Source organism: Pseudomonas sp. B40(2017) (assembly GCF_002112855.1).
Classification (GTDB): domain Bacteria; phylum Pseudomonadota; class Gammaproteobacteria; order Pseudomonadales; family Pseudomonadaceae; genus Aquipseudomonas; species Aquipseudomonas pharyngis.
Window position 1 is genome coordinate 510569 of record NZ_NEIT01000004.1, and the last position, 21412, is coordinate 531980.

Sequence of the window (21412 nt, forward strand, 5' to 3'; positions counted from 1 at the left end):
TCCAATCCCGGATTCGGTCATTTGCCCCGGATCAGCCACCGCAAGGCAAACCGGTTCGGATGACACGCCTCTGCGACACCTCTGGGCAGGGGCAGCGGTTCGTTGTCCAGCCAGGCCGCCAGCAGTTCACCGGACAGTGGCGCGGTGATCAGCCCCCGGGAACCGTGGCCACTGTTGACGTACAGACCGTCCAGCCATGGGCAGGCAATGTCCGGCACTTGCCGGGCATCCTTGCTCAAGGCGCGATAGGCCTCGGTGAAGGCTTCGCGATCGGCGAGCGGGCCGACGATCGGCAGGTAATCGGGGCTGGTGCAACGGAAGGCTGCCCGGCCCTGGAGACTTTCGGCGTCGAGCTCGCTGACGTGCAGGCGCGCGACCAGATCGGTGGAGATCTCTTCGAGCATCGCCAGATTGCCCAGATGTTCGGCGGTGGTCGGGGTCAGGTCGTCGCTGTTGAAATCGAAACTGGCGCCGAGGGTGTGTTCCCCCAGGCGTGCCGGTGCGACGTAACCTTCGGCGCACACGACGCTGGTCAGCGCCTGGCTTTGCGTGGTCTGCGCGAGGCGGGTGATCTGCCCGCGAATGCGCTTGAGGGGCAGGTCGGCGCTCTGGGGGAAACGCTTGATGTCGGCGGCGCCGGCCAGCACCACGACCGGTGCTGTTGCGATCAATCGTTCACCGTCGAAGGCTTGCCACTGACCGTCGACCTTGCGCAACTCCACGGCTTCCTGATGGGGCAGCAGCGTGACGCCCGGTTGTGTCGATTGCGCCTGACACAACGCCGGCGGATGCACCCAGCCGCCCTCGGGGTAATACAAACCGCCATGAGCCAGACCGATCCCGGCTCGGGCTTGTGCCTCGGGTTGATCGAGCCATTGCAGCAGGTCTTCGGGAAACGCGGCCGCCAGTTGCGCCTGACGTTCGTGTTCCTTTTCGTTGAATGCCAGTTGCAGCACGCCGCAGTCGTCCCAATCGGTGCCGCGTTGCAGGGTTTCCAGCAAACGTCGGGTGTAGCCGAAACCGCTGACGATCAACTGCGACAGTGCGGTGCCGTGGGCGGACAGTTTCAGGTACAGCACGCCTTGCGGATTGCCCGAGGCTTCCTGCGCCACCGCGTCATGTCGTTCCAGCAGACTGACCTGCCAGCCCCTTGCCGCGAGGCTAGCCGCCGTGGCACAGCCGGCCAGGCCGGCACCGATCACCAGCGCACGACGCTCTCCATTGAAAGGCGCCGGGCGGGCGAACCACGGTTTGTCCGCCACGGGTAAAGGAACGTCCTGCGGCCAGCCGAGAAATTCGCCGCGCAGGATCTCCCATTTGTGGCCGATGCCCGGCGTGCGCTTCATCTTGAAACCGGCGGCGTTGAGCAGGCGTCGAACCCAACCGGTGCTGGTGAACGTGCTGATGGTCGAGCCGGGCGCCGCCAGTCGCGCCAGTTCGGCGAACAGTTCGGCGGTCCACATCTCCGGGTTTTTCGCCGGGGCGAAACCGTCGAGAAACCATGCGTCGATCTGCCCGTCCAATTGCGGCAATTGCTCCAGCGCATCGCCGATCAGCAGCGTCAGGGTCACGCGGCCGTTATCCAGAACAATGCGCTGAAAGCCTTGATGGATGGCGACGTAATGCTTGAGCAGTTGATCGCAGAAAGGCTTCAGGTCGGGCCACAACGCCAGCGCCCGCTGCAGGTCGGCAGGGCTCAACGGAAATTTCTCGACACTGACGAAATGCAGCCGCGCACCGGGCACCGCGTGCTGTTCGAACAACTGCCAGGCACAGAGAAAATTTAGCCCGGTGCCGAAGCCGGTTTCACCGATCACCAGTCGCCCACCCGCCGGCAGTGCGGCGAAGCGCTCGGCCAGACGGTTCTGTTCGAGGAACACGTAGCGGGTTTCATCCAGCCCCGACTGGTCGGAAAAATACACATCGTCGAACACTCGCGAACGCGGGCGTCCCTGGTCATCCCAGTCGAGTTGGGCGTGGGGCAATACAGGTTTCATGGCAGGCTCGGCAACGGCAAGGCGGCCATTCTAGCCGATCACGCAGGCGGCGCTTGATCCATGGCAAGCCTTGCCGACGATCACTCAAGGACAATCCGCCGCCGGCGGGAATTTCTGTGCCGCGTCAGAGCCCAATCCGCTAGTCTTGCTGAATCCTGGAAGGAGCCGTCCCATGTTCGAATCCGCTGAAATCGGTCACGCCATCGACAAAGACACCTACGAAGCCGCCGTGCCCGCCCTGCGTGAAGCCTTGCTCGAAGCCCAGTTCGAGTTGCAGCAGCAGAAGCGTTTCCCGGTGATCATTTTGATCAACGGCATCGAAGGCGCCGGCAAGGGCGAGACGGTCAAGTTGCTCAACGAGTGGATGGATCCGCGCCTGATCGAAGTGCGCACTTTCGACCAGCAGACCGATGAAGAGCTGGCGCGGCCTCCGGCCTGGCGCTACTGGCGGATGCTGCCGGCCAAGGGGCGGATGGGGATTTTCTTCGGCAACTGGTACAGCCAGATGCTGCAGGGCCGGGTGCATGGTTTGTTCAAGGATCCGCGACTGGATCAGGCGATTGCCGGCGCCGAGCGCATGGAAAAGATGTTCTGTGATGAAGGCGCGCTGATCTTCAAGTTCTGGTTCCACCTGTCCAAGAAACAGATGAAGGCGCGGCTCAAGGCGTTGGCCGACGACCCGCTGCACAGCTGGCGCATCAGCCCGCTGGACTGGCAGCAATCGCAGACCTACGACAAGTTCGTCAAATACGGCGAACGCGTGTTGCGCCGCACCAGTCGCGATTACGCGCCGTGGCATGTCATCGAGGGTGTCGACCCGCACTACCGCAGCCTGACGGTCGGCAAGATCCTGCTCGAAGGCCTGCAAAATGCCTTGAAGCGTCCCGATGTGCATCCCCATGAGGTCAACGCTGCACCGCTGGGGACTTCCGTCGACCAGTTGAACCTGCTCGACAGCCTCGATCTGACCCAGCGTCTGGACAAGAAAGACTACGAAGAACAATTGATCACCGAGCAGGCAAGGCTGTCGGGGCTGATGCGTGACAAACGCATGCGCCGGCATGCGCTGGTGGCGGTGTTCGAAGGCAACGATGCCGCGGGCAAGGGCGGTTCGATTCGTCGGGTGGCGGCGGCGCTCGATCCGCGCCAATACAGCATCGTGCCGATTGCCGCGCCGACCGAAGAGGAACGGGCGCAGCCGTATCTGTGGCGGTTTTGGCGACATATTCCGGCGCGGGGCAAGTTCACGGTGTTCGACCGCTCGTGGTACGGCCGGGTGCTGGTGGAGCGGGTCGAGGGCTTTTGCAGCACTGCCGACTGGATGCGCGCTTATGGCGAGATCAATGATTTTGAGGAGCAACTGGCCGACGCCGGGGTGATCGTGGTCAAGTTCTGGCTGGCGATCGACAAGGACACGCAGATGGAGCGCTTCCAGGCGCGCGAAGAAATCCCGTTCAAGCGCTTCAAGATCACCGAAGACGACTGGCGCAACCGTGACAAGTGGGACGCCTACCGTGCCGCCGTGGGCGACATGGTCGACCGCACCAGCACCGAAATCGCGCCGTGGACCCTGGTCGAGGCCAATGACAAGCGCTGGGCCCGGGTCAAGGTGTTGCGCACGATCAACCGGGCGCTGGAAGACGCTTTCGAGAAGTCCGACAAGCGAGCCAAAAAGCACAAGGACTGAACCGATGGGCCCGCATACGCGAGGTGAATGATTGTCGCGGTCGGCGATGGGGGGGACTTATGCTCGGTTCACTCTCAACCGACTGCAACAATGAGGTATGCCATGCGTGAAGTGGTGATCGTCGACAGCGTACGGACCGGCCTGGCCAAGTCCTTTCGCGGCAAGTTCAACCAGACCCGTCCCGATGACATGGCGGCCCATTGCGTCAATGCGTTGCTCTCGCGCAACGACATCGACCCGGCAAGCGTCGAGGATTGCATCGTCGGCGCCGGCTCCAACGAGGGCGCCCAAGGCTACAACATCGGCCGCAACGTGGCGGTGCTCTCGCAATTGGGCACCGGCACCGCCGGCATGACCCTCAACCGTTTCTGTTCTTCGGGGTTGCAGGCGATTGCGATTGCCGCCAACCAGATCGCGTCGGGTTGCAGCGACATCATCGTCGCCGGCGGCGTCGAGTCGATCAGCCTGACCCTGAAGAGTGTCAACACCGATCACCTGATCAATCCGTTGCTCAAGCAGCAGACGCCGGGCATCTACTACACCATGGGCCAGACCGCGGAAGTGGTGGCGCGCCGTTATGGCGTCAGCCGCGAGGCGCAGGATCGCTACTCGCTGCAAAGTCAGATCCGCACCGCTCAGGCGCAGGCAGCAGGGCTGTTCAACGATGAAATCGTGCCGATGACGGTGAAGTACCGGGTTGAAGACAAGAACAGCGGTGAAGTGCAGATCCTCGACGGCATCGTCGACCGCGATGACTGCAATCGTCCGGACACCACCTATGAAAGCCTTGCCGGGTTGAAACCGGTGTTCGCCGAGGACGGTTCGGTGACCGCCGGCAACTCGTCGCAGTTGTCCGATGGCGCCTCGATGACGCTGGTGATGAGCCTGGAAAAAGCCCTGCAACTGGGGCTCAAGCCGAAAGCGTTTTTCCGCGGGTTTACCGTCGCTGGGTGCGAGCCTGACGAAATGGGCATCGGCCCGGTGTTTTCGGTGCCAAAGCTGCTCAAGGCCAAAGGCCTGCAGGTGGCGGATATCGATCTGTGGGAATTGAACGAAGCGTTTGCCTCGCAGTGCCTGTACGCCCGTGATCGTCTGGAAATCGACAACGAGAAGTACAACGTCAACGGCGGCTCGATTTCCATCGGCCACCCGTTCGGCATGACCGGGTCACGGCAGGCCGGGCATCTGGTGCGCGAGTTGCAGCGGCGCAATCTGCGCTACGGAATCGTGACCATGTGCGTGGGCGGGGGGATGGGGGCGACCGGGTTGTTTGAGGCTGTGCGCTAGGCCTTGAACGATGCGTTGACCGGCAAATCGTAATCGCGGGCAAGCCCGCTCCCACAGTGTTCGAGTGTGCTCACAATTCAGTGGCCAACCCGGAACCTGGGGGAGAGGGCTTGCCCGCGATTGGGTTCAGCACGGCTTATCTGCCGGAATCCAGCAACTGCATCCGCGCGATGTAGGCCTTTATCTGCTGCTCGGCTTTCTCGTGGCTGTCGAACGGCCCTTCGAGGGTGTTTTCCCGGGTGCTGAAATACAGTTCGCCGTTGACCCGGCACACGCGGTCGCTGCGAAAGTGCGTGGCGGGGGCGGTGTCCTGGGCGCGCATGCCTAACATGACGGGGTCTCCTTGGTGAGTGATGTCCCGGGCTGGATCCAAGAAGCTTATGCCTGAACCACTTACCTTGCCCGGCTGGCCGATCAACGGCCCATCGTCAATTTTCTGCTGCGACCTGCACAGTTTCATTTGCGGCTGGAGCGCAACTGTTCCTGTGTCGGATCGGTCTGTGCGCCTAGAATGAGCGCTCCTGTCTCTGGCGCTTGGGGTTCTCATGCACGTTTCATCGGGTCGTTGGGTGTACGGCATGTTCCTGGCGTTGTTGACGGCGTTTCTGTGGGGAATCCTGCCGATCAAGCTCAAACAGGTGCTGGTGGTGATGGACCCGGTCACGGTGACCTGGTTTCGCCTGCTGGTGTCCGGCGGCTGTCTGTTCATTTATCTGGCCGCGACCAAACGCTTGCCGAGCCGCAAGGTGCTCGGGCCGAAGGGCGGCTGGCTGGTGCTGATGGCGGTGCTCGGGCTGGTGGGCAACTACGTGCTGTACCTGATGGGCCTGAACCTGCTCAGCCCCGGTACTGCGCAACTGGTGGTGCAGATGGGGCCGATCATGTTGCTGATCGCCAGTCTGTTTGTGTTCAAGGAGCGCTTCAGCATCGGTCAGGGCATTGGCCTGGCGGTGCTGTTGATCGGTTTTGCTTTGTTCTTCAATCAGCGTCTGGCGGAATTGCTCACCTCTTTATCTGATTACACCGCCGGTGTGTTGCTGGTGCTGCTGGCCTCGACTGTCTGGACTTTCTATGCGCTGGGCCAGAAGCAATTGCTGACGGTGTGGAATTCTTTACAGGTGATGATGGTGATCTACCTGTTCTGCGCCTTGTTGCTGACGCCGTGGGTGCATCCGCTCGAAGCCCTGTCGCTGAATCCGTTGCAGGGCTGGCTGCTGCTGGCGTGCTGCATGAACACGCTGATCGCCTACGGCGCATTTGCCGAGGCGCTGGCGCATTGGGAAGCTTCGCGGGTCAGCGCGACGCTGGCGATCACGCCGTTGGTGACGTTCGGTGCGGTGGCCGTGGCGGCGGGGGTGTGGCCCGAGTATGTGCATGCCGAGCAAATCAATCTGCTGGGGTATGGCGGGGCGGTGCTGGTGGTGCTGGGGTCGGCACTGGTAGCGCTGGGGCCTTCGCTGATTGCCGGGCTCAAGGCCCGGCGGGCGAAACTGTTGGTCGGATGACCTTCCCATGCCGGGCACGGGAAGGATCGGGTTGACTCAGCCCTTGGCACCGGCCTCGATCATGTTCTCCGGCCGCACCCAGGCATCGAACTCCTCATCAGTCAGGTAACCCAGCTCCAGCGCCGCTTCGCGCAGGGTCTTGCCTTCGCTGTAAGCCTTCTTGGCGATTTCCGCCGACTTGTCGTAGCCGATGTGCGGGTTCAGCGCCGTCACCAGCATCAGGCCACGTTCCAGATGGTTCGCCATGACTTCGGCATCCGGCTCAAGGCCGGCAATGCAGTGCTGCTGGAAGTTGCTGCAGCCATCGGCCAGCAGGCGGATCGATTGCAGCAGGTTGTGAATGATCACCGGTTTGAACACGTTCAGTTGCAGGTGACCCTGGCTGGCGGCGATGCCGATCGCCACGTCGTTGCCAAGCACCTGACAGGCGAGCATCGACAACGCCTCGCACTGGGTCGGGTTGACCTTGCCGGGCATGATCGAACTGCCTGGTTCGTTGGCCGGCAGGCGCACTTCGGCAAACCCTGCGCGAGGGCCGGAGCCCAGCAGGCGCAGGTCGTTGGCGATTTTCATCAGCGCCACGGCGAGGGTTTTCAGGGCACCGGACAGCGTGGTCAGTGGCTCATGGCCGGCGAGGGCGGCGAATTTGTTTGGTGCGGTGACGAACGGCAGGCCGGACAACGCCGCCAGTTCAGCGGCAATCGCTTCGCCGAAGCCGTGGGGCGAGTTGAGCCCGGTGCCGACGGCAGTGCCGCCCTGCGCCAGTTCGCAGACCGCCGGCAACGCCGCGCGAATCGCCCGTTCGGCGTAATCCAGCTGCGCTATGAAGCCGGAGAGCTCCTGGCCGAAGGTGATTGGCGTGGCGTCCATCATGTGGGTGCGGCCGGTCTTGACCAGTTTCATGTGCCGCGCCGACAGCTCGGCCAGACCGCCCGACAGCTCGGCGATGGCCGGCAGCAGTTGGCCCTGCACCGCTTGCGCGGTGGCGATGCTCATGGCCGTGGGGAAGCAGTCGTTGGAGCTCTGCGAGCGGTTGACGTGATCGTTGGGGTGCACCGGCGTCTTGCCGCCGCGTGGGTTGCCGGCCAGTTCGTTGGCGCGGCCGGCGATCACTTCGTTGGCGTTCATGTTGCTTTGGGTTCCGCTACCGGTCTGCCAGACCACCAGCGGGAACTGGTCGTCATGCTGGCCGTCGAGCACTTCGTCGGCGGCCTGTTCGATCAGGCGGGCGATGTCGGCAGGCAGGTCGCCGTTGCGGTCGTTGACCCGGGCCGCGGCTTTCTTGATCAGGGCCAGGGCGTGCAGTACCGGCAATGGCATGCGTTCCTGACCGATGGCGAAGTTGATCAGCGAGCGTTGCGTCTGAGCGCCCCAGTAAGCGTCGTCCGGGACCTCGATCTGGCCCAGGCTGTCGGTTTCGATACGGCTCATCGTGCACACTCCTGTTGGTCTGTTTGCGCAGTTTAGGCCGGTGTCGGCCCGGGTGGTTCCATCCGGTCGATTGTTGACCGGCAAATCCCCGCCAATCAAGCTCGGCAAGGGCCGGGGGTTGAGCCGCAGCGTTATTCAGGCGCAGAATGGTCGCCCTTGGGGTTTTACCTCGCCTAGCTGAAAAGGAAACTCGATGACTCGTCTTCGTGCCATCTGTACCGCGGTTGCCCTGGTCTGCGCCAGCGGCCAGGTGCTTGCCGATACCGCCAGCCACAACGCCAGTGCCGAAGCTTTCCTGACCCTGGCACACGCTGACAAGCTGGGCACTCCGGTGTACATGCAGGTTCAGCAGATGTTCGCCCAGCGTTTTGAACAGACCAAGGCGCCGGAATCCAAGAAAGCCGTACTGGATACCTACCAGGCCAAGGCCAACGCCGCTCTGGACCAGGCCATTGGCTGGAACAAGCTGAAACCGGACATGGTCAAGCTCTACACCAGCAACTTCAGCGAATCCGAGCTGAAAGACCTGGTCGCGTTCTACCAGTCGCCACTGGGCAAGAAAGTCCTGGAGAAAATGCCGCAGCTGACCCAGCAATCGGCCCAGATGACCCAGGCCAAGCTGGAAAGCGCCGTACCGGTGGTCAACAAGCTGCTGGACGACATGACCAACGAGCTGGCACCGAAAGGCGCCGCTCCGGCCAAGAAGAAGTAAGCGGAGTTCGTGATGACCATGCAACAACGCATCGAATCGACGCTGGCGCTGCTTCAGCCTGAACATCTGCAAGTGCTGGACGAAAGCCACATGCACAGTCGCGGGTTGCAGACCCACTTCAAGGCAGTGGTGGTCAGTGCGCAGTTCGAAGGCCTGAACCGGGTCAAGCGCCACCAGAAAGTCTACGGCACGCTCGGCGAGCTGATGGGCGAGTTCCATGCGTTGGCGCTGCACACCTACACCCCGCAGGAATGGGCAGAGACAGGCGTCGCTCCGGCGTCGCCGACCTGTGCCGGCGGCAGCAAGCATTGAGCCTTGCAGCAATGAACTGAGGTTTTTTGCTAGAATCCGCAACGCGCCGCTGACCCGGCGCGTTTTTTTTCGCATCCGGTTCACCCTTTACGAGGGTAGCCACCTGGAGAAATACCCATGACACAACCGATTGTCGTGGCGGCACTGTACAAGTTCGTCACCCTCGAAGATTACGTCAACCTGCGCGAGCCTCTGCTGCAAGCGATGGTCGACAACGGCATCAAAGGCACCCTGCTGATCGCCGAAGAAGGCATCAACGGCACGGTTTCCGGCAGCCGCGAAGGCATCGACGGCCTGCTGGCCTGGCTGCGCAACGATCCGCGCATGGTCGATATCGATCACAAGGAATCGTACTGCGACGAGCAGCCGTTCTATCGCACCAAGGTCAAGCTCAAGAAAGAGATCGTGACCCTGGGTGTCGAAGGCGTCGACCCGAACAAGAAGGTCGGCACCTACGTCGAGCCAAAGGACTGGAACGCACTGATCAGCGACCCGGAAGTGCTGCTGATCGACACCCGCAACGATTACGAAGTCTCGATCGGCACCTTCGAAGGCGCCATCGATCCGAAAACCACCAGTTTTCGCGAATTCCCCGATTACATCAAAGAACACTTCGACCCGGCCGTACACAAGAAGGTCGCGATGTTCTGCACCGGCGGCATTCGCTGCGAAAAAGCCTCGAGCTACATGCTCGGCGAAGGCTTCGAAGAGGTTTACCACCTCAAGGGCGGCATCCTGAAGTACCTCGAAGAGGTGCCGCAGGAGGAAACCAAATGGCAGGGCGACTGCTTCGTCTTCGACAACCGCGTGACCGTGCGCCATGACCTGAGCGAAGGCGACTACGATCAGTGCCACGCCTGCCGCACCCCGGTCAGCGTTGAAGATCGCGCTTCCGAGCATTACGTGGCCGGCATCAGTTGCCCGCACTGCTGGGACAGCCTGAGCGAGAAGACCCGTCGCAGCGCCATCGACCGCCAGAAACAGATCGAACTGGCAAAAGCGCGCAACATGCCGCACCCGATCGGCTACAACTATAAGCAAGCATCCACCGAGGCTTAATCATGTCTGCACGCCTGCTCTATGTGATGGATCCGATGTGTTCGTGGTGCTGGGGATTTGCCCCGGTGGCCAAGGCATTGGTGGAGCAGGCGCAGGCAGCCGGGGTGGAATTGCACCTGGTGGTCGGCGGGTTGCGCACCGGCAGTGGAGCGGCGCTGGAGCCGACCACCCGGCGCTACATTCTCGAACACTGGCAGGCGGTCACCGAGGCCACCGGCCAGCCGTTCAAATTTGAAGGCGCATTGCCGGATGGTTTTGTCTACGACACCGAGCCTGCCTGCCGGGCCATCGTCACCGCGCGCAGCCTGGCGCCGGATTGCGCGTGGAAACTGGTCGGGTTGATCCAGCACGCGTTCTACGCCGAAGGTCGCGATGTCACTCAGGCCAGCGTTCTGGTGGAGCTGGCCGAGAAGGCCGGCGTCCCGCGCATTGAGTTTGCTGCCCTGTTTGATCATGCCGACCAGCACAAGGCGACCCAGGCCGATTTCAGTTGGGTTCAGGATCTGGGCATCGCCGGATTCCCGACCCTGCTCGCCGAGCGCAACGGCCAACTGGCGTTGCTGACCAACGGCTACCAGCCGCTCAGTGAACTGTCACCGTTGCTCGGCCGATGGCTGGAGCGCGCGGCCTGTGTCTGACCCGGCCGATGACACGCAAGCCGTCAAGCGTGTCGACCGGCTGAGCTGGGCTGAAGTCCGGCGACTGGCACTTCATCACAAAAAATCCCTGTGGATCGCCAACGGCGTGGCCGTACTGGCGACGCTGTGCAGCGTGCCGATTCCGCTGCTGCTGCCGTTGCTGGTGGACGAAGTCCTGCTCGGCCATGGCGATGCTGCGCTGAAAGTCATGAACCACGTGCTGCCCTCAATGTGGCAGCAAGCGGCGGGCTATATCGGCCTGATGCTGGTGGTGACGCTTACCCTGCGTTGCAGCGCCCTGTGTTTTGGCGTGTTGCAGGCGCGATTGTTTGCGCGGTTGGCCAAGGACATCGTTTATCGGATTCGCGTGCGTTTGATTGAACGACTCAAACGGATTTCCCTCGGCGAATACGAAAGCCTGGGCAGCGGCACGGTCACCACGCACCTGGTCACCGACCTCGACACCCTCGACAAGTTTGTCGGCGAAACCCTCAGCCGTTTTCTGGTGGCGATGCTGACCCTGGTCGGCACCGCCAGCATCCTGATGTGGATGCACTGGAAACTGGCGCTGCTGATCCTGCTGTTCAACCCGCTGGTGATCTACGCCACGGTGCAGTTGGGCAAGCGGGTCAAGCATCTGAAGAAACTGGAGAACGACAGTACCTCGCGCTTCACTCAGGCGCTGAGCGAAACCCTCGATGCAATCCAGGAAGTGCGCGCTGGCAACCGGCAGGGCTTCTTCCTTGGGCGCCTTGGATTGCGCGCGCAGGAAGTGCGCAACTACGCGGTCAATTCGCAGTGGAAGACCGACGCTTCGAACCGCGCCAGTGGCCTGCTGTTCCAGTTCGGTATCGACATCTTCCGCGCAGCGGCCATGTTGACGGTGTTGTTCTCTGACCTGTCGATCGGCCAGATGCTCGCGGTGTTCAGCTACCTGTGGTTCATGATCGGCCCGGTCGAGCAGCTGCTGAACCTGCAATACGCCTATTACGCGGCGGGCGGTGCGCTGTCGCGGATCAACGAACTGCTGGCCCGCGCCGACGAACCGCAATACCCCGGCGGCGTCGACCCGTTCAAGGGCCGCGATACCGTAGGGATTCAGGTGCAGGGTTTGAGCTTCGGTTACGGTGACGAACTGGTGCTGGATCAGTTGAACCTGTCCATCGCGCCGGGCGAGAAAGTGGCGATTGTCGGCGCCAGCGGCGGAGGCAAAAGCACCCTCGTGCAATTGCTCCTGGGTCTGTACACACCGCTGGCCGGCACCATTCGTTTTGGTGGATCGACCCAACAGGAAATCGGCCTGGAAACGGTTCGGGAAAATGTCGCGGTGGTGCTGCAGCATCCGGCGCTGTTCAACGACACCGTACGCGCCAATTTGACCATGGGCCGTACCCGCAGCGACGAAGCCTGCTGGCAGGCACTGGAAATCGCTCAGCTTGAACCCACCATCCGCGCCTTGTCGGACGGCCTGGACAGCATCGTCGGCCGCTCCGGCGTGCGCCTGTCCGGTGGTCAGCGGCAACGGCTGGCCATCGCGCGGATGATCCTCGCCGAGCCGAAAGTGGTGATCCTCGACGAGGCGACGTCAGCCCTCGACGCCGCCACCGAATACAACCTACACCAGGCCATGGCGCGCTTCCTCCATGGCCGCACCACACTGATCATCGCCCACCGCCTGTCAGCGGTGAAGCAGGCGGACCGGGTGCTGGTGTTCGACGGCGGGCAAGTGGCCGAGGATGGCGACCATCAGCAACTGATTGCCGATGGTGGGTTGTACGCCAAGCTGTATGGGCATTTGCAGCGACTGTAGGTCAATTCCATAGCACTTCCAGTGCGTTGGCCGTGCCGTCGTAGCCAAACTCTTTGACGATCACCGAGCAACTGTTGCATGGGGGCATGGTCGTGGCCACATCGACCGAAGCGATCATGTGGTTTTCGGGATATTTCTGGCGAAGCACGTTGATCAGTTTGGCCTCGCTGTCCAGAGAAGTCGGCCTTCGGGTCAATTCAGGCGTGTAGGTGTCGATGTCCTTTATCGTATGGGGGATCGCCACCAATCGCCCTTCGCTTGAGACTTCCAGCGAGGTTCTGTTGAAGGTCTGGCCGAAGTCGATGTTGAAGTAGGTAGTATCACCCACAATCATTCTGTCCGGCGCAAACGGAGGCTTGAACAGTGGCAATTCTCCGGTAAGTCCCTGGGCGCCGGAAACGCTGACATATACCTCGCGCTTGCCGGTCGATGTCACGATGTCGGCGTAGGCGATGTTACGTGGGTTCTGGCCCTGGAAATGAGGCGGGAGCATCGCTTGAAGCTTGTCCATTGTCCGATTGATTTTCAGGTCGGCGCTCTGTTGGACATTGATGGTTTTCTCGGTAAACAGCGTATCGAAGATGTCGGCGGCTCGTTGGCGAAACGTATCCGAAGCGTCTCGGCTGCGTGACCAGGATGCAGCACCATCCGGAAGCCGGCTGACGATCATGCGCGTGGAATGATCGAACAACACCGCCTCTCCGGGAGAGGTGTCGACTTTAAGCAGTTTGAGCGTGTCGGGCGGGTTCTTATGGCCGCCAATGCGAATGGCAATATTCTCCATGGTTGCGAGGGCGCGTTCTACGGTTGAAATACCGTAGATTCTCGCCATGTTGTTGGCATGGAGCGATCCGGTGTAGACCTTCATCAGTTCAGCCTTCAGATCGGCAGGCAGGCTGGTGGCCTTGCGCAGCGTCAAAGAGCTGGAGATGCCTTGTCCCTTGGGTAATTCCGCAATGTAGAAGGCTCCGGCGCCCAGTCGGGTGAACACATAGTGCCTTGAGTCGTCGATGGCGGGGACGATGATTGCGCCGGCCTCGAAGGTGTCGAACCGATTCCGGGTGCCGACGGGAATATCCACTCTGATTCTTCCGTAAATCCCTTTTTGAAACGCTATCGTCGCCGGGAGTCTGCTTTTCTTTTTCAGGGTCTTGAGCAGCATCGCTCGATTCGGAACGGCCGGGGTATAAATGCAGTCCCCGAACCAGGGTGCCCAGCCTTTATCGGTGTCGTAAGTCCCGCTGGCTGGCGTGGACGCCGGATTGCGGGTGACATAGCTCGTTTTGCATGCATCTGAACCCGGCATGCGCCGCACTCGGCAAGGTATGGTTTTGAACATCGATTGATCATCGATCAGGTCAGCGCGTCGCAGATGACCGCCGTCCAGGCGATAAGGGATGTCATCAATCAGCAGCGTGGTTCGTCCATCGACTTCTAGCATTTCATGGATACGGGCGTTCTCCGGCACTTGCGTCAGGGCATGGGATTCGGTTGGCGGCAGCAACTGGTAACTGGATCTGCCCTGGATGAGGTTTCTGCTGTCATTGCGCAGGCGCGGGCCATAGGGCAGCGAGGTCACCGGGTCGACCAGATGCAGTCGTTTCGGATCCGAAGGACTTGCAGGGCGAACGAGTACGTCATCGATGCCGTTGACCGTTGCCAGCTCGTCAGTACTTGTCAGCGGCTTCCAGCGCCCGGGGTCGATAGCCTGTGGCAACTGGTCGGCCAGTTGATAGCCGTCGGCCTTTCCCGTCAACTTTTTGATACCTCCAAGAGTTGCCCGACCACCGGCGAGCAATCCTCTTCCTGCGCCGCTCAACAGTCCTTTGAGTAGCGTCGGTATGCCATCCAGTGGGTTCAGGTTTTTTATTGAGGAGATCAGGAGCTTGCCGGTCAGTGCCGAGAAAGAAGGCAGGCTGGCCTTGACGACTATATTCGAAGCGCCGCTCGCGGCTCTGGCCAGTCGTACCGAGCCGGACAGAAATTTACCCATAGGGAAGAGAAAGGATGCCAGATCCACCAGGAGCCCTACGCCGCCCATGATTTTTTTCGTGATATCACCCGACATGAGATCGTCGATGCTGCCCCAGAAAGGCACGAATCCTTTGACGATATTTTCAAGCACCTCCAGTCGTTTCTCTATTTTGGCCCTGATTTTGTCGAACGCGGTCATACCCCGGGCCTGGAGGCGCAGTTCTTTTTCATCGACGTACAAATGATTGGTTGCGATGAGGTGAGCCACTTCTTTCAGTCTGCTTGCAAGGTCTGTCGCTTCACTGGCGGGCGTTGAGTCGGGGAGTACCGCAGCTTTCACCCGACCCACTGTATCGAGGATTCCTATGCAGGACTGCTTGTCAGCGGGTGCCCTGCCGTGGACATGGGCGGTACTGTCGAGAAGCAACGAGGTACTGATGTCGCGTTCGGGTGAATAGGTTTGTCCGGGGATCGAGGCATGTAGCGGGTATTCTTCGCGAACGCCGTTGATCGTCGAAAATCTCAGAGTGGTTCTGGGGCGAATGATGCCGGCGCTCGGGATGAGTTCGTAATAGACGATGTCATCGCCGTGGGTCACCTTCAGAACGTAACCCTTGCGAGCCTTGAGGTCTGCCCACTCTTCGCCTTGCTTGATGCGCTGGCGTAACCTCAGCACGTCAATGTCACCCTGGGCCAGAATCCGGCGTTCAGGAAGTGTCAGAGAGGCCAGCATGCTGGCAATCAGGGTTTCGAAAGCCTGCCTGATGATCGTCAGGTAGTCCTTGAAGGCCGTTTCGAATTTGGCGTTGATGTCGGGTAGTGTCCCGCCCGCCCATTCGGGAGCGTGGTGTGAGGTCCGTTGATAATCGCCTTCTGAATTCATGCGTTCGGAATAGAGCACTCGCCGATCGTCAATCCTGAGCGTTATAACGCTTCGTGTCTTGCCATCGGACTGGGTGACGACCCATCTTTTTCCTTCTTTGATCTGACCATCCGCATAGAGGTCGAGGAAATCGTGTCCCGGCAGCTTCAATGTCGGTGTGGATCGGGATCCTATATAACGTGTGTCCTCTGGCAGCAGCTTGCGTCCGTCCTGCTCGAAAAAATGACTGCCAAGTACGATGTTTTTGAACTCTCGGGCCATTTTCAGCCGTTCGGGAAGCGGGATGTTCAGATTCATCACCGCTTTGTTCAGGCTCTCGTTCTGGCTGTCCAACGCTGCCATTGCCCGTTTGATGTCCTCTTCGTCGTAGTCGGACTCCGTTCGCGATTGGACAATGCCCATGCAAACCGCCCACTCCAGCGCGGGACCCATCCTCAGTTTTGTTATTTGCTCAAGTTGCTCGGGAGTGGCGCTGGCACTCCGTACCAGAGGCAGGTCGACGAGCTGTTGAAAAGACAGCAATTGCGACCGGTTCAAGTCAAGCGCTTCGGCCAGTAGCACACCATGCATGAAATTGACCCATACGGCCGAGCTCTTGTAACGCAACTCGGGAGGGATGTCGGGCACAGAGAAATCTTTCGAGAGTCGGGTCTGGAAGATTTGCGCCAGTATTATCGCCTCTTTGGTACTGCCCACCCGGCGAGTGTCCAGCAAGTGCTGTTCAAAATCATGGCGCAGGGCCTGGTAGCTTTTGCCCCAGAGGGCAGGAGCCCGCCAACTGAAACCGGCCAGTTCTTCCGGTGCTTCGAATGAAGGCGCAGCATTCAGGTATAGACAGATGGCTTTGCACATCAGTTGATGTCGGACGCTGTCCGGTGTCTGTTCGCCAGGCTGCGCGCCATACCACTTGAGCTTTTTCAGCAAGCGGACTGTCAGATCCTGTGAGTTGACAGAATTGAGTATTCGTTGAAGAAACACTGAGGGTGTCGCGCGTACTTCCTCGATGGTGGGCTCATGCAATACGTCGCCAGCCAGGCGACGGATCAGCATTGAGCTGGCACCCAAGAAGTCCTTTACGGTGCCGTAAATGCGATCGTTGACACGCGTTGCCTTGTACATGTCGATGGTCATGGATTGGGCAAGTTCGGGCTTGGCGCGCAGAAGTGAGTTGAACCGTCTTCGATCCCGGGCGGTCGGTAGGGAAGTCAACGCTTCGATGTCCGGGCTTTCTCCCAGTCCCAGGGCTTGCCAGGCGCGCAGTTCTTCAGTTTCGGGTGCAGCTAAAAATGTCGATGTCATATCGCACTCCTTGTGTAAGTTTCCACGCTCAGAGCGTGAAACCTGAAGTGGCCATTAAATCGAGTCCTGAAACCGTGCTGGCTATACATATATATACAGAGCAAGCCTGTACCGCACTGAGGCTGATCCGCCGCTTGCCGGAAACGGGTTCGCCTCCTAGTCTTTGGAGGTTGGTCTGATAGAGACGGACAATCAGGCAGTGACCACGCAAGGAATCCCATGAAGCAAAAGCGGACTCTCGGAACGCCTCGGTTGCTGGGCATCGTCTGGCCATTTATCGCCGTCGTATTGTTTCAAGCCTTGCTGGGGGGCGTGAGCCTCTATGTCCTGTCGGCCGTTCGTGGTTATGTGGCGGGCGAGAGTCTCTGGTCCAAGGGCCAGAAAGACGCCATCTATTACCTCAATTTGTATGCCGATAGTCGTGACGAGGCGATTTACCTCAAATATCAGAACGCAATCGCCGTGCCTCAGGGCGGTCATCAGTTGCGTCTGGCACTGGACAGACAACCGCCCGATCTGCAATCGGCGCGCGAGGGTATCCTCAAGGGCGGCAACCACCCGGACGATGTTTCCAGCCTGATCTGGCTGTACCTGAATTTTCGTCACTTCAGTTATCTGGAAATCGCCATCGACCGCTGGACGCTGGGTGACGCCTATCTGGTGGAACTCGATGATGTCGCCCGGGAGATGCATCGGTCCATCATTGCCAATGCTGCCACCGAGGCGGATATCCGGCGCTGGAAGGACCGGATCTTTGCGATCAACGACGGCGTGACGCCCGCCGCCAAGGCCTTCAGTGATGCCTTGGGTGAAGGGTCGCGGGTGATCCTGCGTCTGTTGCTGTTCACCAACCTCGCCACGGCGCTGGGCCTGATCGTGCTGGCATTGCTGCGTACCCGCAAACTGCTCAAGCAGCGACATGCCTTCGCCGAGGCCTTGCAGCTGGAAAAGGATCGGGCTCATATCACGCTGCAATCGATTGGCGACGGGGTGATCACCACCGACGTGAGCGGGGCCATCGAATACATGAACCCGGCCGCCGAAGCCCTGACCCACTGGAAAGCCGAGCAGGCGGCCGGGTTGCCACTCGCGGCACTGTTCAATCTGCTGGACGACAACGCCCAGACCGAAGGACTGACCCTGATCGAGCATATTCTCAGCGGCCAGCTCAGCGGAGGCAGTGAACATTCCAAGCTGATCCAGCGGCTCGATGGCAGTACGGTGTCGGTGACCCTGGTCGGGGCACCGATTCGCAATTCCGACAAGGTCAGCGGCACCGTGCTGGTGCTGCATGACATGACCCAGGAGCGGCAATACATCGCCAATCTGTCGTGGCAGGCGACCCACGATGCACTGACCGGCCTGGCCAACCGCCGCGAGTTCGAATACCGCCTCGAACAGGCCCTGCATAACCTGACCCGGCAAGCTGGACGCCATGCGCTGATGTTCCTCGACCTCGACCAGTTCAAACTGGTCAATGACACCTGCGGGCACGCGGCCGGCGATGAATTGCTGCGGCATATCTGCGCGTTGCTGCAATCCGGCTTGCGCGAGGGCGACACCCTGGCGCGGCTGGGGGGAGACGAGTTCGGCATCCTGCTGGAGAACTGTGCCCCGGAGGCCGCCGAGAAGATCGCAGAGAGTTTGCGCCAGACCGTACAGAACCTGCATTTCGTCTGGAAGGGGCGACCGTTCCTGACCACGGTGAGCATTGGCCTGGTGCATGTGGCGCAGACGCCGACCACCCTCGAAGCCTCGCTGCGGGCTGCCGACATGGCCTGCTACATGGCCAAGGAAAAGGGCCGCAACCGGGTGCAGGTCTACCATGCCGACGACTCGGAGCTGTCCCTGCGGTTTGGCGAGATGGCCTGGGTACAGCGACTGCACATGGCCTTGGAAGAAAACCGCTTCTGTCTTTACGCCCAGGAGATTGCTCCGCTGAGTTCGATTGCCGGTGGTACGGGCGGACACATCGAGATTCTGCTGCGACTGCACGATGAGGCAGGCCGGATGATCCTGCCGGACAGTTTCATACCGGCGGCGGAACGTTACGGATTGATGACATCGCTGGATCGCTGGGTTGTGCAGAATGTATTTAAGGTTATTGCCCAATGTATTAACGATAAGTGTCAGGGTCCTCTGGCAATGTGTGCGATTAATCTTTCAGGCATTACTATCGGAGATGACGCGTTCTTGCACTTTCTGCGGGAACAGTTTGATAACTACGGCATACCGCCTGAAATGATTTGTTTTGAAATTACAGAAACCAGTGCCATTGCAAATCTGGGTAGTGCAATCAGATTTATCAATGAACTCAAAGGCTTGGGTTGTTACTTTTCCCTGGATGATTTTTGCGCCGGAATGTCTTCATTCGCTTATCTGAAACATTTGCCTGTAGACTTCCTGAAGATCGACGGGAGTTTCGTAAAGGATATGCTGGACGACCCGATTAACCGCGCTATGGTCGAAGTGATCAATCACATCGGGCATGTCATGGGTAAGCAGACAATTGCCGAGTTTGTCGAGACAGCGCAGATCGAGCAGGCATTGCTTGAAATCGGCGTGGATTACGCTCAGGGTTATGTTATTGAACGCCCGCAGTTGTTTACCTGTGACAGTTTGCAAAGTCGGCCCGCCAGACCGCAGCCGTTGTTGTTCAAGGCGCCTGGCACATTCCGTTGAAGTCTCTTGCCGATCCTTACAATCACAAATCAAAAGGAGCCGAACAGTGATCGACACATTCAACCGAACCGGACCACTCATGGAAGCTGCAAGTTATCCCGCCTGGGCGCAACAGTTGATCCAGGATTGCAGCGAGAGCAAACGCCGGGTTGTCGAACATGAACTTTATCTGCGCATGCGTGATAACAAGCTCAGCGCCAGAACCATGCGCCAGTACCTGATCGGGGGCTGGCCCGTCGTTGAGCAATTCGCGTTGTACATGGCGCAGAACCTGACCAAAACCAAATTCGCCCGCCACCCGGGCGAGGACATGGCGCGGCGCTGGCTGATGCGCAACATTCGCGTCGAACTCAATCATGCCGATTACTGGCTGCACTGGAGCCGGGCCCATGGGGTGAGCCTGGAAGATCTGCAGGCACAGCAAGTGCCACCGGAATTGCACGCCCTGAGCCACTGGTGCTGGCACACCAGTTCGGCGGATTCGCTGATCGTGGCCATCGCGGCCACCAACTACGCCATCGAAGGCGCGACCGGGGAGTGGTCGGCGGTGGTGTGTTCGACGGGGGTCTATGCCGCCGCTTTCCCTGAAGAAGATCGCAAACGGGCCATGAAGTGGCTGAAGATGCACGCCCAGTACGATGACGCCCACCCGTGGGAAGCGCTGGAGATCATCTGCACTCTCGCCGGGCTAAACCCGAGCAAAGCCTTGCAGGCGGAACTGCGACAGGCCATCTGCAAGAGTTACGACTACATGTACCTGTTCCTTGAGCGCTGCATGCAGCTTGAGCTGTCGGAGCGGGTGTTGGTCGGGCGTGAGCGTCGGGCGCTGGTCGAGAGCTGATTTGGGCGACACCCATAAAAAAACGGGAGCCTTGGCTCCCGTTTTTTGTTGGCGGAGAAAATCTAGCCTGCCATGGTCAGGCGATTGCGGCCTTCGCGCTTGGCGACATAGAGCGCGCTGTCGGCGCGACGCAACAGGCTGTCGGCGGATTCGCCAGGCAACAGGGTCGAGCAGCCGAGGCTCACGGTCAGTTCGATCAATTGATTATTGGCGTAGTAATCCTGGGTCTGCGCCGCCTGACGCAGGCGCTCGCCGACCATGGCGGCCGCATCGCGACCGGTGTTGGACAGCAGGATTAGAAATTCTTCCCCGCCATAACGGAACACCATGTCGACATTGCGCAACTGGCCCTTGATTGACGCGGCCACGGCTTTGAGGACCTCATCGCCGGCGCTGTGACCATGAAGGTCGTTGACCTGTTTGAAGTGGTCGATATCCAGCATCAGCACCGACAGTGGTTGCAGGTGCCGGCGCGACATTTCGATTTCTCGCAGCAACGTCTGCTCCATCGCAATGCGGTTACCGGCTCCGGTCAACGGATCACGCAGGGCGCTCTGAGTGGCGGCGCGGTAAAGCAATGCATTGCGCATCGGGTACAGCAGGGCCGACAGCAGTGACTCGAGATAACCCAGTTCCTGTTCGTTGAAGCGCTGGTTGCGGCGGAACACCAACTCACCCATATGCTCGCCTTCGTGGCTGAGGCTATAGCTGGCCGAATGGTGCCCGCGAGCACCGAACTCCAGGCGCAAGTCGCTGCCGTCGTGCACGTAGGTCAGGGCGTCCAGCGGCACCAGGCGCTGAACTTCGCGGAAAAACAGACCGAGGATGCGTTGAGGCTCAAGGCTGGTTTGCAGTTGCAGGCTCATGTGCTGGCGCAATTGCGCCAGGCTGACAGGTCGCGCCAGCAGGGGAGGCTGCTGACCAAAGCCCAGGCGTTGCAATTTGGCACTGTCGAAGTCAATTGCAGTGGTCTGGGAGGGTGATTTCATATGGCGTGAGCCCCTAAGCAGTAAGTCTGTCTTACAGGCTGGGTGAGAGCGGCTATGGGCTGCGCGTCATACTGGTCCATCAGTCCCGTAGGACATTTGGCGTAAGTCTAGTCTGCCCGATGACGATTAGTCAGCCATCGAATCAGGCCTTGCCCGACTGCTTTCACACGGCGTGCTTTGAGGACATGTAGAGCGAAAGTCGTGCCACACGGTTCATATTTTTTGAAAACTGTTAGGAATCAATAGCTTGAGATTTTTCAGTAAAGCGGGGTGGTGGTTATTTGACTGAGTTGGCGCTACTCAAAG

The 21412-nt window shown here is 60.0% G+C and carries 15 protein-coding genes; 10 read left to right on the forward strand and 5 right to left on the reverse strand.

Annotated elements, in window-relative coordinates; translation table 11 throughout:
* Positions 1 to 17 precede the first annotated feature (17 nt).
* On the reverse strand, positions 18 to 1997 hold the full coding sequence (gene mnmC / locus CAF76_RS13130) for a bifunctional tRNA (5-methylaminomethyl-2-thiouridine)(34)-methyltransferase MnmD/FAD-dependent 5-carboxymethylaminomethyl-2-thiouridine(34) oxidoreductase MnmC (protein WP_085647492.1): 1980 nt from the start codon (positions 1995 to 1997) through the stop codon (positions 18 to 20).
* A gap of 172 nt (positions 1998 to 2169) precedes the next feature.
* On the opposite strand from mnmC, the gene pap reads away from it, so the two are divergent.
* Complete coding sequence (gene pap / locus CAF76_RS13135) at positions 2170 to 3684, forward strand: polyphosphate:AMP phosphotransferase (protein ID WP_085612157.1); 1515 nt, start codon at positions 2170 to 2172, stop codon at positions 3682 to 3684.
* A gap of 102 nt (positions 3685 to 3786) precedes the next feature.
* Complete coding sequence (locus CAF76_RS13140; protein WP_085612158.1) at positions 3787 to 4971, forward strand: thiolase family protein; 1185 nt, start codon at positions 3787 to 3789, stop codon at positions 4969 to 4971.
* Between the two features lie 136 nt (positions 4972 to 5107).
* On the opposite strand, the gene CAF76_RS13145 is transcribed toward CAF76_RS13140, so the two are convergent.
* Positions 5108 to 5302 carry a DUF6316 family protein gene (locus CAF76_RS13145; protein WP_085647618.1) on the reverse strand — a complete coding sequence of 65 codons (195 nt, stop codon included), beginning with the start codon at positions 5300 to 5302 and terminating at the stop codon, positions 5108 to 5110.
* A gap of 214 nt (positions 5303 to 5516) precedes the next feature.
* Between CAF76_RS13145 and CAF76_RS13150 the strand changes: the two genes are divergently transcribed.
* Positions 5517 to 6476, forward strand: a complete 960-nt coding sequence (locus CAF76_RS13150) for a DMT family transporter (protein WP_039770584.1) — start codon at positions 5517 to 5519, stop codon at positions 6474 to 6476.
* A gap of 36 nt (positions 6477 to 6512) precedes the next feature.
* Here CAF76_RS13150 and CAF76_RS13155 read toward each other — a convergent pair whose 3' ends face one another.
* The gene (locus tag CAF76_RS13155; RefSeq protein WP_064598467.1) at positions 6513 to 7907 is read right to left on the reverse strand and encodes a class II fumarate hydratase; all 1395 of its coding nucleotides are present in this window, start codon (positions 7905 to 7907) and stop codon (positions 6513 to 6515) included.
* A 193-nt stretch (positions 7908 to 8100) separates the two neighbouring features.
* On the opposite strand from CAF76_RS13155, the gene CAF76_RS13160 reads away from it, so the two are divergent.
* The 5 genes from CAF76_RS13160 (at position 8101) to CAF76_RS13180 (ending at position 12438) form a co-directional block, all read left to right on the forward strand.
* A complete protein-coding gene (locus tag CAF76_RS13160; protein ID WP_007950895.1) occupies positions 8101 to 8619 on the forward strand; it encodes a DUF2059 domain-containing protein in 519 nt (172 codons plus the stop codon).
* Between the two features lie 12 nt (positions 8620 to 8631).
* Positions 8632 to 8931, forward strand: coding sequence for a BolA family transcriptional regulator (locus CAF76_RS13165; protein ID WP_007950896.1), 300 nt, complete (start codon positions 8632 to 8634; stop codon positions 8929 to 8931).
* A gap of 117 nt (positions 8932 to 9048) precedes the next feature.
* A complete protein-coding gene (locus CAF76_RS13170; RefSeq protein WP_085647494.1) occupies positions 9049 to 9990 on the forward strand; it encodes a rhodanese-related sulfurtransferase in 942 nt (313 codons plus the stop codon).
* 35 nt (positions 9991 to 10025) lie between these two features.
* Positions 10026 to 10628, forward strand: coding sequence for a DsbA family protein (locus CAF76_RS13175; protein ID WP_172829544.1), 603 nt, complete (start codon positions 10026 to 10028; stop codon positions 10626 to 10628).
* The gene (locus tag CAF76_RS13180) at positions 10621 to 12438 is read left to right on the forward strand and encodes an ABC transporter ATP-binding protein (RefSeq protein ID WP_085647496.1); all 1818 of its coding nucleotides are present in this window, start codon (positions 10621 to 10623) and stop codon (positions 12436 to 12438) included. The genes CAF76_RS13175 and CAF76_RS13180 overlap by 8 nt, the downstream gene beginning before the upstream one ends.
* A 1-nt stretch (position 12439) precedes the next feature.
* Here CAF76_RS13180 and CAF76_RS13185 read toward each other — a convergent pair whose 3' ends face one another.
* Entirely contained in the window at positions 12440 to 16594 is a 4155-nt protein-coding gene (locus CAF76_RS13185; RefSeq protein WP_085647498.1) for a hypothetical protein, read from the reverse strand.
* A 219-nt stretch (positions 16595 to 16813) separates the two neighbouring features.
* On the opposite strand from CAF76_RS13185, the gene CAF76_RS13190 reads away from it, so the two are divergent.
* Both CAF76_RS13190 and CAF76_RS13195 read left to right on the forward strand, forming a co-directional pair.
* Positions 16814 to 19276 (forward strand): EAL domain-containing protein, encoded by a 2463-nt coding sequence (locus CAF76_RS13190; protein WP_064598459.1) that lies wholly within the window; start codon positions 16814 to 16816, stop codon positions 19274 to 19276.
* A 46-nt stretch (positions 19277 to 19322) separates the two neighbouring features.
* Complete coding sequence (locus CAF76_RS13195; RefSeq protein ID WP_085647500.1) at positions 19323 to 20117, forward strand: TenA family transcriptional regulator; 795 nt, start codon at positions 19323 to 19325, stop codon at positions 20115 to 20117.
* Between the two features lie 62 nt (positions 20118 to 20179).
* Here the strand turns inward: CAF76_RS13195 and CAF76_RS13200 are convergent, their stop codons facing one another.
* Positions 20180 to 21106: a GGDEF domain-containing protein gene (locus tag CAF76_RS13200; RefSeq protein WP_085647502.1), complete on the reverse strand. Its 927-nt coding sequence runs from the start codon at positions 21104 to 21106 to the stop codon at positions 20180 to 20182.
* Positions 21107 to 21412 lie beyond the last annotated feature (306 nt).